Genomic DNA, 15,948 nt, shown 5'->3' on the forward strand with positions numbered 1-15,948 from the left:
GCCGCAGCAGCGTGATGCCGTGTTCGGACAGTGACCGCTCGAAGGGTTTCGAGGCGAAGCCCTTGTCGCTGATCAGCAGCAGGCCCTGCCGCTCGCGCACCACTTCGGCATCGGCCTCCAGCATCGCGGCCAGCACCTCGCGCTCGCCGAGCTTGGGGTCGGCCAGCGCCCACAGGATCGGCATCCCGGCCGGGGTACACACCAGGTACAGCCGCAGCCCCCAGAAGAACCGCGAATGCGACGCGCAGTAGCCGCAATTCGCCCAGCCTGCCAGTTCCGAGCGCTTGACCGTGGGGCGGGACATCCCGCACGGCACCGGGGTCGAGTCCGTGATCCACACCGTGTCGTGCCAGAAGTCGGTATCCCTGGCGAGCACCCGTATCACGCGTTTGATCTGCGGAAGTGCGGCACGCAGCCGCTTGTTGTAGCCGGCGTCCTGCGGGACGAAGGGAAACATGTCCTGCAGGTGTGCGCGCACGTACCGCAGCCAGCGGGCTTCGCAGTGATGGCCGAGCATCGCCTGCATGACCGCCAGGCACAGCAACTCGGAGTGACTGAGTTTTGGCGGCCGTCCCGGCAGCCGCGCGATACCCGCCAAGTCGTCGTCGATCTTCACGTAGAGTGCGGTCACGAGGGTGTTCAAGTTCGTCGTCACAAACGATCATGGACACCCTCTCTTCGTGCCCGCAGGCATTTGGAAAGACTCGTCTAGTGGCCGACCAGCACCGGCCCGGTGGAGGCGGCGTCCGCCAGGCGCGCCCGCAGCCGATCCGCCTCCCGCACGAGGGGTTCCGGGAACAGCTGGACGCGGCCGCTGCGGGTGCGGAGCAGACCGGGCAGCCGGGGCGCAGCGGACCCAGGCCGATTCCGTGCGGGTGGGCGAGCAGCCGCTCCAGGGTGAGCCCCTGCGGATCGGCACCGAAGCCGTCGCCGTAGGGACCCAACCGCAACATCAGGTCCAGCCGCCACTCCAGGGCCGTGCTGTCCACCGACTCGGCCGGGGCGTCGGGCCTGCCCCGGGCGCAGAGCAGCAGCCGGGCCAGGACGGCGCTCTCCGACAACTCGCCCGGCGTCGGGGCGACCACCGGCCGCGTGTAGCGGACCTGGTTGCGGAAGGCCAGCGCGTTCAGCGCGAAGTCGAAGTGCGGGCGACGGCTGGACCGCGGCGGCGGCACCACGTGGGCGTGCCGGGCGGCCTCGTTGGGGTACGGAGCGACGCTCGCCACGAACTCGGCGCCGGCCAGGGCGCGATCGAGCCGGTCCCCGTCCGGCGCGGACAGCATCGGAGTGCGCGGCGACCGCGATCACCGCGCGGGTGCCACCCTCCCGCGGCGTGTCCAGTTCCTCAGCCAGGGCGGCCGTCGGGAACTCGGACTTGACCTCGGGGCGGCCCGAGACCCGCGTCCACCGCCGGCCGGTGGTGAAGCCCGGCCCCGGCCCGGCAGGCCGCGGCGCACGCTCGGTGGCCGACATCGGGAGCATCAGCCAGCCGGGACCGGCCCAGGTTGCCGGTGAGCGCGTTCACCACGTCGACCAGCCAGCTCGTCAGGGTGCCGAACCCGACGGCCGGGCTGCCGATCCGGGCGTAGACCGCCGCGCGTTCGGCAGCCGCGAGCTCCCGGGCCAGCGAGCGGATGTCGGCGGCCGCGAGGTCGCAGGCCGCACCGACGGCCTCCGGCCGGTCTGCCAGGCGCGCGGTCCGGGTGCGGCGCGGATCGACGGCGGTGACCGTGCCGCACCGGCGGCGCAGCGCCCACAGCCGTCCGGCAAGGTCCGGTGCGGTGCACAGGCTGCCGCCGGAGTCCGCCGGATCGGCCCCGATGATCACCAGGTGATCCGTGCGGTCCAGATCCGGCACGGCGATGGCCTGCGGGTCGCCGTAGAGCAGGACGCTGGAGGCGCGCTTGGGCATCTGACGGAGCATGTCGCGGTGCAAAGCGACGCGCCGGTCAGCGACCCGATCAGCACCGGCGGGTACAGCGCGCCCGGGACCGTGTGCACGTTGGGATTGCCCAGCACCACGGCGACCGCGCGGGCGCCCCACCTGCCGGCCACCCGGCCGAGGCCCTCGGCGACTGCGGCGAAGGCCTCGTCCCAGCCGACCTCCCGCCACCCCGTGGGGGTGCGCAGCGCGGGGGGCCGTCAACCGGTCCGGTTCGTTGCCCAGTTCGGGCAGGGCGGCACCCTCCGGGCACAGGGGGCGGCTCGCGGTCACCTGATCCGGGCTTCCGCCCCGCAAACGAAACGGCGACCACCGGACCCCGGTCCGCCGCACGGGGGAGCGCCGGTCGCGCTGCCGCTGCCTGCGGGGAAAGGGAACGGGGATCGGCCGCCGAGGGGTTCCGCGGGGCTACGGCGGGCGGCGGCACGGCGTCGGCATAGGCAAAGGGATCGTTCATCCCCCGACCGTCTCGCACCCTCCGGCCTCCCGCCAACCGAAGGCTCCGGCGGACCGGTCGGGTACGTCGATGGTGTGACACCGAGGCACGCGCGGACCCGCGCGTGCGCCCGTACGCCCTGCCGCGGGAGGCACGCGGCAGGGCACCACGGGGTATGCCACCGCTGCGCCACCGGGGGCACGAGGCCCAGGAGCCGGTCCCCGCAGGCGCGCCCGACCCCACAGGCCGCCCCGGCGGCGTCCGCGAGGAGAGCCGATGAGCACGCTGCGCACGCCGAACAACCGGCTCCGGGCCCTGCTGGGCGAGGCGGGCTGGACCCAGGAGGCGCTGGCCCGTGCGGTGAACAACCTGGGCACGGAGGTCGGCGCCCGGCTGGGCTACGACCGGACCGCCGTCGCCCACTGGCTCTCCGGCACCGAGCCGCGCGACCCGGCGCCCCGGCTGGTCGCCGAGGCGCTCTCCCGGCGGCTGCGGCGCTCGGTCACCCCGCAGGCGGCCGGGTTCCGCTCGGCACCGGCGGAACCACCGGCCGCCGACCCGGTGCTGGGCTTCACCGCGCTGTGCCGCGCGGACGCGGACGCCGACGCACGCGCCGTCCTGCGGCACCGCCCCTACCGGGTGGCCGAGGCCGCCGCACCGGTGCCGCCGCCACGCGGGCAGCGGCGTACGCAGCCGCGCCCGCTCCCCCGGCCACGCGGGCCGCTGGGGCAGCCGGCCGCCCTCCACGACGCCGCCCGCTTCTTCTCCTCCGCCATCGACACGCACGGCGGCCGTACCGCGCGTACGGCGCTGTCCGCCTTCCTGGCCGACGACGTCACCCCGATACTGCACCGGTCCCTGCCGGTTTGCGGCGCAGGCGGCGGCCGGAGCGAGCTGCTCTCCGCAGCCGGCGGGCTCGGCTTCCTGCTCGGCCGGATGCACGAGGACGGTCAACTGCACGGACTCGCCCAGCACTACTACGGCTACGCCCAGCGCCTGGCGCACGAGGCGGGCGACCGGACGACGTGGGCAGTGGTGGTCCGGGCGATGAGCGCGCAGGCGGCCGGGCTGGAGCACCACCGCGCCGCCCGACGGCTGGCGGAGGCAGCAGCGGCGGCCGTCGGCAACGCTCCCGGGCCCATCCGGGCCTATGTCTACGCCCAGGCCGCCGTCGCCCGGGCGCGCACCGGGGACCGGCGGGGCTGCCTGGAGGCGCTGGCGGCGGCCGAGGGCTGCGCGGCCGGGTCGGACGGAGGTGCGCCGGCCGCCCCGGGAGGCGGGCCGTTCCAGGTCTACCCGGCGGCGGCGCTGTCCTACCAGAGCTCGGTGGCTCTGGAGGCGCTCGGGGACGTCCCGGCGGCACTGTCCGCGCTGCGGCGCTCGGTACTGGAGCGGGCGGAGCACGACGTCCGCGGCCGGTCGCTGAGCCAGTACCGCTTCGGCGGGCTGCTGCTCCGCGCCGGCCGGCTGGAGGAGGCCTGCGTGGCGTGGCACGGTTTCCTGGACGGCAGGGCCGCGCTGCGCTCCGGCGCGGCGGACCGCGCGGCGCGGGAACTGCGCGGTCTGCTGCGACCGTACCGCCACCGGCAGGGCGTCCGGCAGGTGCTCTCCAGAGTGCCCGTGGAGCAGTCGGCCGGATGCTCCTGAGCAGCTCCGGCGGGGCCGTTCGGCCCGCCGTTCGGCCCGCCGTTCGGCCCGCCGTTCGGCCGGGGGCCCGACCCGCCCGGCGCGCCTCCCGGGCCGCGGCCGCACGCTCAGCGGACCAGGGGCGAGGCGCGGGCCACGAACGCCTCGATCGCGCGTCGCGCCTGGGCATCCCGCTGGGTCTGTTCCTACGCGGTCGACACGTCCCGCGTGCACCGGTAGGCCTGTTCGGCCGCGAGGACGACCTCCCGGTCGTCGGTGAGCAGCTTGACCCGGTAGAGCACGCGCCGCGTCCCCGTCCGGAGGCGGTGCGCCTCGTCGCGCGCCGTGGGGAAGACGTCCCCGTCGGGGTCCTGCTTCCTGCGGTACCAGCGGTCCGCCTGGCCGTGGCGGTGGTCCTCCACCGCCGCCGTGAACGAGCTGTAGGTGGCGATCCGCTCCTGCCGGAGCGCTTCGGACCGCGCGAACGACTCGCCGCGTCCGGAGGAGAGGCGCTGGAAGAGATGCGTGAGCACGGCACCCACGAGTGTGTCCCCGACCGCTACGACGCTTGTCCGTATGGCTTCCATGCCGTCAGCTCATCAGGGACTCGGCCGGTGCGTGGCCGGCTCGGCCGATCCGGCGGCCCCTCGGATTCGGAGGAGCGCACCCGCCGGAGGCGTCGGGCGGCCAGCAGGCGCGCGGTCGGCGGCAGTGGGGGGTGTCGCCCGTTGCCGAGCGCCCGGCAAATTCCTATGGTTCAGTATAGGAATTCTTCGGTGGGCGGGAGCAGCAGATGAGCGTCGACAAGCAGGCACGTACACGGGCGGAGTCCCTCCGGTACTCCACCGGCTTCGGCAACGAGCACTGGGGGGAGGCGGTGCCCGGCGCACTCCCGGTCGGGCGCAACTCGCCGCAGCGCGCACCGCTCGGCCTGTACGCCGAACAGCTCAGCGGATCGGCGTTCACCGAGCCCCGGGCGCACAACCGCCGCTCGTGGCTCTACCGGATGCGCCCTTCGGCGGCCCACCCCGCCTACCACCGCGTCGCGCCCGGGCGGGCCAACACCGCGTGGCGGTCCGCCCCCTTCGACGAGGTGCCCGATCCCAACCGGCTGCGATGGGACCCGCTCCCCGACCCGGCGCCCGGCACCGACTTCCTCGACGGGCTGTGGACGCTGGGCGGCAACGGCGACGTACGGCAGCGCACCGGAGCCGCCCTCCACCTGTACGCCGCCAACGCCTCGATGACCGACCGGGTGCTCGGCGACTCCGACGGCGAGCTGCTGATCGTCCCGGAGCGCGGCGGCCTGCTCCTGCACACCGAGTTCGGCCGGCTCCACACCGATCCCGGGCACATCGCGCTGATCCCGCGCGGGGTGCGCTTCCGGGTGGAACTGCTGGACGGTTCGGCGCGCGGCTACGTCTGCGAGAACTACGGCCGGCCCTTCACCTTGCCCGACCTGGGCCCGATCGGCGCCAACGGCCTCGCGAGCCCCAGGGACTTCGAGGCGCCGAGCGCCGCCTTCGAGGAGGAGGAGCGCCCGGTCGAGGTGGTCAACCGGTACTGCGGCAACCTGTGGTCGGCGCGGTACGACCACTCGCCGCTCGACGTGGTCGCCTGGCACGGGAACCACGTGCCGTACCGCTACGACCTGCGCCGCTTCCAGGTGCTCGGCAGCATCAGCCACGACCATCCTGACCCCTCGCTGTTCACCGTGCTGACCTCGCCGTCCGACACACCGGGGCCGGCCGGGGTGGACTTCGTGGTCTTCGCCCCACGCTGGCTCGTCGGCGAGGACACCTTCCGCCCGCCGTACTTCCACCGGAACGTGATGAGCGAGTACATGGGGCTGATCGAGGGAGCCTACGACGCCAAGGCCGCGGGATTCGTCCCGGGCGGCGGGTCACTGCACACCATGATGTCGGCGCACGGCCCCGACCGGGAGACCTTCGAACGGGCGAGCACCGCCGAGCTGGTGCCGCAGCGGGTGGACGACGGCCTGGCCTTCATGTTCGAGACCCGCTGGCCGGTGACGGCCACCGACCAGGCGCTCGACGCGGGCCACCGCCAGCGCGGTTACGACGATGTGTGGCAGGGTCTCCCACGCCACTTCCGTTCATCGGACGACTGACTCGGACGACCGACAGGTCGGACGACCGGCAGGGAGGTCCCGTTGACCGTCTTCGCCCCCGACTCGCTGGAGCTCAACCGCAAGCTCCCGCTCTGGTACCAGGTCTCGCAGTCGCTGCGGGCCTCCGTACTGGGCCGCTCCCCCGAGGCGCCGCTGCGGCTGCCGACCGAGGAGGCGCTGGCGGAGCACTACGGGGTGAGCGTGCTGACCATGCGGCAGGCGCTGAAGGAGCTGGAGACCGAGGGGCTGATCAGCCGGCACCGGCGGCGCGGTACCTTCATCGAGCCGGAGGCCCGGCGCGGCCGGACGGTGCGTCTTCTCGGCTCGGTGGACACCATCGTGGCCCAGCAGTCGGGCGAGGACACCACGCTGCTGGAGCACGGGCCGGTTCCGGTGCCGACCGAGCTGGCCGAGCACTTCCCCGACGAGGAGGAGGTGGTCTCCTTCCGGCGGCTCCGCCGGGACCGGGTCACCGGGGAGCCGACCAACTGGGCGGAGAACCTGATCCGTTCGCGCACGGCCGCGCGGATCGACCCGTCGGCCCTGGAACGGATGCCGATGACCAAACTGCTGCGCGACGAGGTGGGGGTTCCCATCGCGCGCATCACGGACACGGTGGAGGCCAGGCTCGCCGACCCGGAGACGGTCAGGCTGCTGGGCGTACCGCTGCTCAGCCCGATCCTGCACTACACCGGGGTGACGTACGACCTGCACGAGCGGGTGGTGGACGTCGTGCGGATCCACTACCGCGGCGACCGGTTCTCCTTCTCCCTGACGGTGGAGAACGTCCGGGACGACTGAGACCGGCGGGCGGTGGCCGGGCGGCCGGGTTCCCGGAGCACGCCCGCCGGGGGCGCCGGGGCGCGGAGGCGCGCGCTCAGCCGCGCCCCCCGAACAGGGAGCGGCGCAGCCGGCGCAGCGGGGCGAAGAGCGAGACGCGGGCGCCGCGGCTGGCACGGATACGGACCGCGTCGCGCACCGTCAGCTCGCGCATCAGGGTCGTCGCCTCCTCGGCCTTCCCCACTGGCACGGCGGGGCCGCCGATGACGCTGAGATGTCGGTCCAGGCGCGAACTACTCGCTCCCGTACGGCAGTTGATCGCAGGCACGCGGGGCCTGCTCTGCACTGTTATGCGTTCCATGATTCTCCCCACCCGTACGACGGCACCCGGCACGGGCAGCGTAACTCTATCGTCCAACACCGACACCCGTGTATTCCGGCTCCAGGATTCACCTGCCCCGCAAGGGGGTTGACGAACACCACGGCCGGGACGGACCGAAGCAGCAAGGGGGCACGAGCGCACTGCCCCGGAGTTCGGGCGCCCCCGGCCCCGCGGCCACCGGACGGCCCGCCCCCGGCGCGTCGGAGTGCGCCGGGCGGCGAGCGCCGCGCGGTCGATCCGGCGCACTCCGGTCACCGCCCGCCACAGCGGTGGGACAGCGGGGCCAGCCCGAGGGGCGCCACCTGCACCGCCGCCCCGGGAGCGGAACCCGGGGCCGCACGGTACCGGCCCTCGGGACGGGCCGATTCGGCCGGAGCACCCCGGGGGCCCTCTTGACTGGTGCACGGGCGCCCCGCCACATTGTGAACCCTGGCATCCGACGCTTCGGGGGGCAAAGTCGGCCATGCAGGCTTTTCACACCACGGGCGGCGGCCGTGACGGCCGCCGCGCCGCAGATTTCGCACCCTTGCCGGCCGGCGCGGCCTGCGGCGTCGCCGCAGCCGGCGCCTGGCTGGCCCTCGCCGAGGTCGACTCCCCGATCCGGGCGCCGCTGACGTTCTTCTTCCTGCTCGTCGCACCCGCTGCCGCCCCGGCACTCGCCCTGCGCGGCCTGGACCCACTGAGCCGCATCGTGCTGGCCCTGCTGGCCTCGTTCGCGGGCAACCTGCTCATCGCCCAGGCGCTGCTGGCCACCCGGATGTGGTCGATGCGCGGCGGAGTGGCCTGCGTCGCCGCGTTCAGCGTCCTCGCGCTGCTTCCCCTGCTGCTGCGCCGGCCGCGGGCCGGCGAGCCAGGACCGGCCGTCCTCGCACCCGCCCCCGGTGTGCGCAGACCGGGTCGCGGACCCGACAACGGAGAGTGACATGGACATCCAGGTCGTCAGGCCGGGCGAACTCAGCGCCGCCGACCGGGCGGCCTGGACGTCGATTCAGCTCGAGGCAGCCGCCGGCGGCCACCCGCAGGCGGCGAACCCCTTCCTCGCACCCGAGTTCACCCTCGCAGTCGGGCAGACCCGGCGCGACGTCCGCATCGCCGTGGTCCGCGCACCGGAGGCGGCACCGGACCGGAGCGGGGGGCCGGGCGCCCCGGTCGTCCCGGCGGCCCCGCTCGCCGGGGCGGGACGGGCCGGTCCGATGGCCTTCTTCCCCCACCAGCGCAGCGCGCTGGGGGTGGGACGGGCCGTCGGCCTCGGACTCTCGGACTGCCAGGGGCTCGTCCACCGGCCCGGTTTCCACTGGGAGCCGGAGCAACTGCTCCGCGACTGCGGACTGTCGGTCTGGGAGTTCGACCACGTCGCCGAGGGACAGGAGCCCTTCACCGCGCACAGGGCCCGGGCCTACCCGTCCCCGGTGCTGGACGTCTCCGGGGGGTACCCGGCCTACCTCGCGGGGCTCCGGGCCCGCTCGCCCAAGTTCACCCGCAGCACACTCGCCAAGGAGCGGAAGCTCGGCCGGGACGTCGGCGAGGTCCGCTACGTCCACGACGAGCGCGATCCGGCGGTGCTGCGGACCCTGATGGCCTGGAAGTCCGCCCAGTACCGGCGCACCGGGCGGGGTGACAGGTTCGCCAGGCCGCGGATCAGGGAACTCGTGGAGCGGCTCTTCCACTCCCGCGCCCCCACGTGCTCGGGCCGGCTCTCGGCGCTCTACGCGGGCGACCGGTTGGTCGCCGCCCACTTCGGGCTCAGCTCGGAGCAGGTGCTGGCGTGCTGGTTCCCGGTCTACGACCCGCAGTGGGCGAAGCTCTCCCCCGGTCTGGCCCTGCACCTGCGCATGGCCGAGGGCGCGGCGGCCGAGGGGGTCCGGCTGCTCGACCTCGGGCGCGGCCCCAAGGAGTACAAGGACTCCCTCAAGACCGGTGAACTCTCCGTCCACGAGGGGCGGATCACCCGCGCCCATCCGATCGCCCTGGGGTACCGAACCCGCCGGGCCCCGGCGCGGGCGCTGCGGAACGCGGTGGTCGCCAACCCACGGCTCTTCACGTCGGCGGACCGACTGCTGAAGCGAATCGGGTCGATACGGTCCGGAGGTGGGACAACAGGATAATTATCGCCATTACGGGTTCTTCACGGCCAAAGGTGTCCTAGACTTCCGCTGTCAGGAATCCCGTTCCACGAGATCGATCGGCGCCACAGTTCCGTCGCGTGCCCCCGTCCACGGCTCCAGGGGAGGAGCCGACGGCCGGCCGGGCCCGCCACGGACGCGGTAGGGGGGTGCCGTACCCGGGTTCTGCACCGGGTCGGGACCGCAGGGCAGATCCATCACGCCATCTCGTCCGGCACGCAAGGGCGTTCAGCGCCGCCTTCGGGCTCGCGCTGCCCGCACGCGCCGGCGGGGACCCCCTCTTTCGCACCGGACACACCGCTCGGACCTCCCGGTTCCCGGGGGATCCACCGGACGAGAGGGCACACACGTCATGGCAATCTCCGCACAGCCGTTCTCCGGGTCGTCACCGGCCGAGTACCGTCCCGTCTCCTCGCACCTGGCCATCGCACCACCGGTCAGCGTCGTCATTCCGGCGATGAACGAGGCCGAGAACCTTCCGTACGTCTTCAAGACCCTTCCCGACTGGATCCACGAAGTCGTCCTGGTGGACGGCAACTCCGTCGACGACACCGTCGCCGTGGCACGCGGGCTCCGGCCGGACGTGGTCGTCGTACCACAGCTCGGAAGAGGCAAGGGCAACGCTCTGATCAGCGGTTTCGCAGCCTGCACCGGCGAGATCATCGTCATGGTCGACGCGGACGGTTCCGCCGACGGCGCGGAGATCGTGGGGTACGTCTCGGCCCTGGTCGCCGGTGCCGACTTCGCCAAGGGCTCGCGGTTCGCCAACGGCGGCGGCACCGACGACATGACCCCCGTCCGCAAGCTGGGCAACCGGGTGCTCACCGCCGTGGTCAACGCCAAGTTCGGAGCCAGGTACACCGACCTCTGCTACGGCTACAACGCCTTCTGGCGCCACTGCCTGGACGGGATCGCCCTGGACTGCGACGGCTTCGAGGTCGAGACCCTGATGAACATCCGGGTCGTGAAGGCCGGCCTGCGCGTGCAGGAGATACCCAGCCACGAGTACGAGCGCATCCACGGCACCAGCAACCTGCGCGCCGTGCGGGACGGGTTCCGGGTGCTCTCCGTCATCCTCGCCGAACGCGGGATCGCACGCCGCAACCGCCGCCGGACCGCCCGTCCGGCCCGGCTGGGGGAGGGCAGTTGACGCGCCCGCGCTTCTCGGTCGTGATCTGCGTCTACACCGCGGAGCGGTGGGACGACATCGCCGCCGCGGTGGACTCGGTGCGGCGCCAGTCGCTGCCCGCCGCGGAGACCCTGCTCGTGGTGGACCACAACGAGCCGTTGCGCCGGCGGCTCACCGCCGCGTACGCGGCGACCGAGGGGGTACGGGTGCTCGCCAACGCGGGCCCCCGCGGCCTCTCCGCCGGACGCAACACCGGGATCGCCGCCACCGAGGGCGAGTTCCTCGCCTTCCTCGACGACGACGCGATCGCCGACCCGCACTGGCTGCGGCACCTCGCCGCCGCGTACACCTCGCCCCAGGTCCTGGCGGTGGGCGGCCGCACGTTGCCGCTGTGGTCCGCGGGACGGCGCCCGCCGTGGTTCCCGGAGGAGCTGGACTGGGCGGTGGGCTGCACCTACCGCGGTCTGCCGCCGGGCCGGGTGCGGGTCCGCAACGTCCTGGGCGGGAACGCCTCGTTCCGCCGGAACGCCTTCGACGCCGCGGGCGGCTTCGCGAGCGGCATCGGCCGGGACGGCGACCGGCTTCCGCTGGGCTGCGAGGAGACCGAGCTCTGCATCCGGCTCGCCCAGGCACGCCCGGACGCCGTGCTGCTCATCGACGACCGGGCGGTGATCCACCACCGGGTGCCGCCGGAGCGGCAGCGCCACCGGTACCTGCACCGGCGGTGCTACGCGGAAGGCATCTCCAAGGCGCTGGTCGCCCGCAGTGTCGGGGCCCGCGCCGGGTTGTCCTCCGAGCGGCGCTACACCACCCGTACGCTGCCAGCCGGGCTCGCCCGCGGCGCCCGCGACTTCCTGCTCGGACGCCCGGGCGGTGCGGGGCGCGCAGCGGCCCTGGTCACGGGCGTGTCGGCCGCGGTCGCCGGCTACGCGGTGGGCAGCCTCCGGGCCCGGCGCGGGACGGCCCGCTTCGGCGCGGCCGGCGTACCTGCGGCGGTGCCCCCGGTGGCACCGGCGGGTGCGCCGGCCGCCCGGCGGGGCGAGGAGGGGCGCGAATGACCGGACCGGTACCGATCCTGATGTACCACGCGGTGTCGCCGGCCCCGACCCGGGCGGCCCGGCGGCTCTCGGTCACCCCCGAGGCCTTCTCCGGCCAGCTGGAGCTCCTCGCCGGACTGGGCTGCACCGCGCTGACCACCGCCGAGCTCGCCCGCATCTGGCGCACCGGCAGTCCGCTGCCCCGTCGCCCGGTGCTGATCACCTTCGACGACGGCTACGCAGGCGTGCACCGCTACGCCCTGCCGGAACTGGCCCGGCACGGCTTCACGGCCACCGTCTTCGCCGCCACCGGCTGGCTGCTCGGCCCGCAGCACTGCGCCGATCCGCCGGACGCGATGCTCAGCTGGGGGCAGCTGCGCGAACTCGCCGCCGCCGGATGGGAGATCGGCGGGCACAGCCACAGTCACCCGGAGCTGGACCAGCTCGACGACGCGGCGCTGCGGCACGAGGTGGTCCACTGCCGGGAGCTGCTGGCCGAGGGACTCGGCTGGCCACCCGCGTCGTTCGCCTACCCGTTCGGCTACTCCAGCCGGCGGGTGCGGCAGGCGGTGCGCGCGGCCGGGTTCGGCCAGTCGGTGGTGGTCGGCAACGCACTCGCCGACCACCACAGCCAAAACCCTCACGCCCTGCGTCGGTTGACGGTCCGGCGGTCGACCGGGCCGGAGCGGTTCGCGCGGCTGGTCGCCGGGCAGCAACTGGGGCGGGCCTTCGCGCTGGACCGGACACTCACCCGGGGCTGGGCCGCCTGGCGGGGCACCCGTCGAGCCCTCAGGAAGGCGCACAGCATACGTGGCTGATACCAGCACCGCCGGCACGGCGGAGCGCCCGGCCGGAGCGGCGGAGGAACCCGCCGCTCCGGCCGGGCGCGGCAACCCGCTCCTCCGCAACGCGTACGCGTTGATGCTGAACACCGGCATCAGCGCGGTGCTCGGTCTGGGCTACTGGGTGGTGGCGGCCCGGTACTACTCGACCGACGCGGTGGGCCAGGGGTCGGCGGCCATCGCCGCGATGAAGTTCCTGGCCGGGCTGACGGCAGTGACCCTGATCGGCGCGCTGGCCCGGTTCATCCCCACCGCCGGTCGCGGCACCGGCCCGCTCGTGCTGCGCGTCTACGCGGTGAGTTCGCTGCTCGTCGCGGGTGCCGCCGCGGTCTTCCTCCTCACCGTCGACAGGTGGGGCCCCTCCTTCGGACTGCTGCACGGCTGGCTCCCCGGGCTCGGCTTCCTCGCCGCCGTGGTGGCGTGGTCGCTGCTCACCCTTCAGGACGGGGTGCTCACCGGACTGCGCAACGCCGCCTGGGTCCCGATCGGCAACACCGTCTTCTCGGTGGCCAAGCTCGTGCTGCTGGTGGGACTGGCCGCCTCGGTGCCCGCCGCCGGCGTCTTCGTCTCGTGGGCGGCGGCCATCGCGCTCTCCGTACTGCCCCTGGGCTGGCTGGTGTTCCGGCGCCTCGTCCCGCGGCACGCCGCGGCCACCGCGGGCCGCGCGCGGCCCGCCTCCTACCGCGAGATGGGCCGCTTCCTCGCCGGCGACTACACCGGGGCGCTGTTCTCGCTCGCCGTCGTCCACCTGGTGCCCGTCCTGGTGGCCACCCAGGTGAGCAGCGCCGACAACGCGTACTTCTACATCACCGTCACCATCGCCGGCACCGTCAACCTGCTGGCCGTGAACATGGGCGCCTCGCTGACCGTCGAGGGATCGCACGACCCGGCGGCCCTGGCCGCCAACTGCCGCTCCGCCCTGCGCCGGATGGCCAGGATCATGCTGCCGGTGTGCGGCGTGCTCTTCGTGTTCGCCCCGCAGATCCTCGGCGTCTTCGGTCCCGGATATGCCGAGGCGGCCACCGGACTGCTGCGCTGGTACGCGGTGGGCGCCCTGCTGCGGGTGGTCATCGAGGTGCACTTCGCCGTGCTCCGGGCGCAGAGCCGCACCTCGGGGCTGGCCTGGCTCCAGGGACTGCTCTGCCTGCTGGTGCTGTCGCTGACCCCCGCGTTGCTCCCCCCGCTGGGCCTGGTCGGAGCCGGGATCGCGGAAGCCGCCGGTCTGGGAGCCGTCGCCCTGGTGGCCGGCGTCCGGCTGCGCAGGGTGCTCAGCCGCGCGCCGCGGCGGCGTCCGGGGCCCGACCTGCCCCCGCCGGACGGCGACCTGGCCGACCTGGGGGCGACCGGCGGACGCCTCGGACCGCCCGCCCTCCGGCTCGGACGCGCCGGGCGCGAGCCCGATCCGGGACCCGGACGCCGGATCCGGCCGCCGGCCCCGGCCGCGGCGCTGCTGTGGGTACTGGCGTGTGTCGCGACGGCGCTGTACTGGCTGCCGCTGCGCGGTACGGGCGACGCGGAGCTCGACGCGATGAGCGGTCTGGGGCTGGTCTCGGTGCTGCCGGCGGCCACCCTGGCCGGGGCCGTGCTGCTGGCCGTCTGCTTCGGGACGGCGCTGGCCCTGCGCCGTCCGCCCGCGGTGCTGCTCACCGCGGTACTGCTGGTGACGGTGGTCAGCCTGCACGCCGTGCCCGCCGTCCTGGAGACGGCCCCCAGGTTCGCCACCGCCTGGCAGCACCTGGGGTTCCTCGACCTGCTGGAGCGCACCGGGGCGAGCGCGCCCGACCTGGACGCCCGTTGGAGCTGGCCCGGGTTCTTCGCGGGGCTGGCCCTGGGCCTCCAGGCACTGGGGGTCCGCGACGGCACCGAGCTGATCCGCTGGTGGCCGACGGTGATCCAACTGCTGTACCTGGCGCCGTTCGCGGTGCTGCTGCGAGCGGTACGCGCCCAGGTGCGGGCGAAGTGGTGCGCCGTCTGGTTCTTCGTCCTGTGCGGGTGGGTCGGCCAGGACTACCTGTCGCCGCAGGGGTTCACCTACCTGCTGTACCTCGGCTTCTCCGCGGTGCTGCTGGTTTGGTTCCGGCCGGACGGAGGCCCGGGGCCGGCGGCCGCTCCGGCATCCCGCCGGGTGCCGGGCGAGGCGCCGGTGCCCCGGCTCCCGGTGTCGGCCCGGGTGGCGCTGCTGCTGCTCCTGCTGGCGCTCTTCACCGCCTCGGTCGCCGGGCACCAGCTCACCCCGTTCGTGATGCTCGGGGTGGTGACGTGCCTGGTGCTGGTGCGCCGCTCGGAGCTGCGCGGGCTGCCGCTGCTGTGCGGCGTCCTGGTGGCCAGCTGGATCGGCTTCCTCGCCGAGCCGTACTGGTCGGGCCACTTCGAGGAGCTCTTCGGCGGCCTGGGCGGGGTCACCGGCAACGTCTCCTCGTCCGTCTCGGGACGCATCGAGGGCGGGGACCCCTCCCACCGGCTGGTGCTGTACACCCGGGTCGCGCTCGCGGGCGGAACGCTGGGGCTGGCCGCGCTGGGGCTCCTGCGCCGCAGGCGGGCCGGTTTCGACGACCGCTGCCTGGTGGTGCTGACCGCGGTGCCGTTCCTGGCCTTCGCCGCCCAGTCCTACGGCGGCGAGATGGCCCTGCGGGTCTTCCTCTTCACCCTCCCGGGCGCCTGCGTCCTGGCCGCGCTGGCCTTCTTCCCGCGCGACCCGGACCCCCCGGTCACCGGCCGGCGTGCCCCCGCGGCGGTGCGGCGGCTGCGGATGCCGCACCGGGCAGCGCCCCTGGCGGCGCTGCTGACCGGGGTGCTGCTGTTCGGCGGCTTCCTGGTCGCGCGCTGGGGCAACGAGACCTTCGAACGAGTCCGTCCCGGCGAGGTCGCCGCGATGGAACACGTCTACGCCCACGACCGGCCCACCGCGCGGCTGCTGTGGCTGAGCAGCGATCCGGAGGTGAACGTCACCCCGGCGATGCCCTGGGGTGCCCGGGACATGGAACGGGTGGTGTACCAGCCCGTCGCGGCACCGCGCGATCCGTCCGGCACCGGCCCGCTCGTGGAGCGGCTCCGGGCGGCCGGGCCGAACTCCTATCTGATCGTCAACCGCGGCCAGTCCGAGTACCTGCACCTGGACGCCGGCTATCCGGCGGGCTGGGAGGCGCGGATCCGCGGCGTGCTGGCCGGGCACCCCGAGCTGCGAAAGGTGTTCGTGCACGAGCACGCCGTGCTGTACGCCCTGCGGGAGCCACCCGGAGGGGCCGTTCCGCCCGCCCCCGGACCGCCGGGTCCGCGGGTCACCTGGACGGACTGGACGATCGCCGGCGGCCTCGGCGCGGTGCTGCTGATCGTCCTGCTGACCGGCCGGGAGCTGCTGCGCCAGGCGGCGCCCCCCGGATTGCGCCGGGACGCGTGGATGCAGAGCTCGCTGTGGTTCGCCGCGCCCCTGGTGCTGCTGGTCGCCGCCTCCCTCGCGCACCGGCTGTGGGCCCTCTCCTGACACGGCCCGCAGGACACGACGGCGGGACACCTCCGGCCA

General features: G+C 74.3%; 11 protein-coding genes and 2 pseudogenes. 9 read left to right on the forward strand and 4 right to left on the reverse strand.

All coding sequences use genetic code 11. The annotated features are described in order from the left end of the window. A partial coding sequence (locus tag H300_RS0120145; protein WP_028428856.1) for a hypothetical protein occupies positions 1 to 655 on the reverse strand: 655 nt, incomplete at its 3' end. A gap of 59 nt (positions 656 to 714) precedes the next feature. Continuing rightward, positions 715 to 2,275: pseudogene (locus tag H300_RS32655) on the reverse strand (molybdopterin-dependent oxidoreductase); the annotation flags it as partial. Positions 2,276 to 2,654: 379 nt separating this feature from the next. Between H300_RS32655 and H300_RS28130 the strand changes: the two are divergent. Next, positions 2,655 to 4,025, forward strand: coding sequence for a helix-turn-helix domain-containing protein (locus H300_RS28130; protein WP_051270240.1), 1,371 nt, complete (start codon positions 2,655 to 2,657; stop codon positions 4,023 to 4,025). Between the two features lie 107 nt (positions 4,026 to 4,132). Here the strand turns inward: H300_RS28130 and H300_RS28135 are convergent. Then, a pseudogene (locus H300_RS28135) lies at positions 4,133 to 4,591 on the reverse strand (hypothetical protein). Positions 4,592 to 4,797: 206 nt separating this feature from the next. On the opposite strand from H300_RS28135, the gene hmgA reads away from it, so the two are divergent. Next, complete coding sequence (hmgA, locus tag H300_RS0120170; RefSeq protein WP_028428858.1) at positions 4,798 to 6,135, forward strand: homogentisate 1,2-dioxygenase; 1,338 nt, start codon at positions 4,798 to 4,800, stop codon at positions 6,133 to 6,135. A 42-nt stretch (positions 6,136 to 6,177) separates the two neighbouring features. Then, a complete protein-coding gene (locus tag H300_RS0120175; protein ID WP_028428859.1) occupies positions 6,178 to 6,936 on the forward strand; it encodes a GntR family transcriptional regulator in 759 nt (252 codons plus the stop codon). 76 nt (positions 6,937 to 7,012) lie between these two features. On the opposite strand, the gene H300_RS0120180 is transcribed toward H300_RS0120175, so the two are convergent. Continuing rightward, a complete protein-coding gene (locus H300_RS0120180; protein ID WP_037981189.1) occupies positions 7,013 to 7,276 on the reverse strand; it encodes a hypothetical protein in 264 nt (87 codons plus the stop codon). A 484-nt stretch (positions 7,277 to 7,760) separates the two neighbouring features. Here H300_RS0120180 and H300_RS28140 point away from each other — a divergent pair, with 484 nt between their 5' ends. From H300_RS28140 to H300_RS0120210, 6 genes are all read left to right on the forward strand, one after another. After that, complete coding sequence (locus tag H300_RS28140; protein ID WP_486583962.1) at positions 7,761 to 8,219, forward strand: hypothetical protein; 459 nt, start codon at positions 7,761 to 7,763, stop codon at positions 8,217 to 8,219. Position 8,220: 1 nt separating this feature from the next. Continuing rightward, positions 8,221 to 9,402, forward strand: coding sequence for a GNAT family N-acetyltransferase (locus H300_RS0120190; protein ID WP_028428861.1), 1,182 nt, complete (start codon positions 8,221 to 8,223; stop codon positions 9,400 to 9,402). Positions 9,403 to 9,772: 370 nt separating this feature from the next. After that, on the forward strand, positions 9,773 to 10,570 hold the full coding sequence (locus H300_RS0120195; protein ID WP_028428862.1) for a glycosyltransferase family 2 protein: 798 nt from the start codon (positions 9,773 to 9,775) through the stop codon (positions 10,568 to 10,570). Beyond that, positions 10,567 to 11,607 (forward strand): glycosyltransferase family 2 protein, encoded by a 1,041-nt coding sequence (locus tag H300_RS28145; protein WP_051270241.1) that lies wholly within the window; start codon positions 10,567 to 10,569, stop codon positions 11,605 to 11,607. The genes H300_RS0120195 and H300_RS28145 overlap by 4 nt, the downstream gene beginning before the upstream one ends. Continuing rightward, positions 11,604 to 12,404, forward strand: a complete 801-nt coding sequence (locus H300_RS0120205) for a polysaccharide deacetylase family protein (RefSeq protein WP_028428863.1) — start codon at positions 11,604 to 11,606, stop codon at positions 12,402 to 12,404. Before H300_RS28145 ends, H300_RS0120205 begins: the two co-directional genes overlap by 4 nt. After that, positions 12,397 to 15,909, forward strand: coding sequence for a lipopolysaccharide biosynthesis protein (locus tag H300_RS0120210; protein ID WP_028428864.1), 3,513 nt, complete (start codon positions 12,397 to 12,399; stop codon positions 15,907 to 15,909). The genes H300_RS0120205 and H300_RS0120210 overlap by 8 nt, the downstream gene beginning before the upstream one ends. The last annotated feature ends 39 nt before the right edge of the window (positions 15,910 to 15,948 follow it).

It is taken from the genome of Streptomyces sp. TAA040 (genome assembly GCF_000424845.1).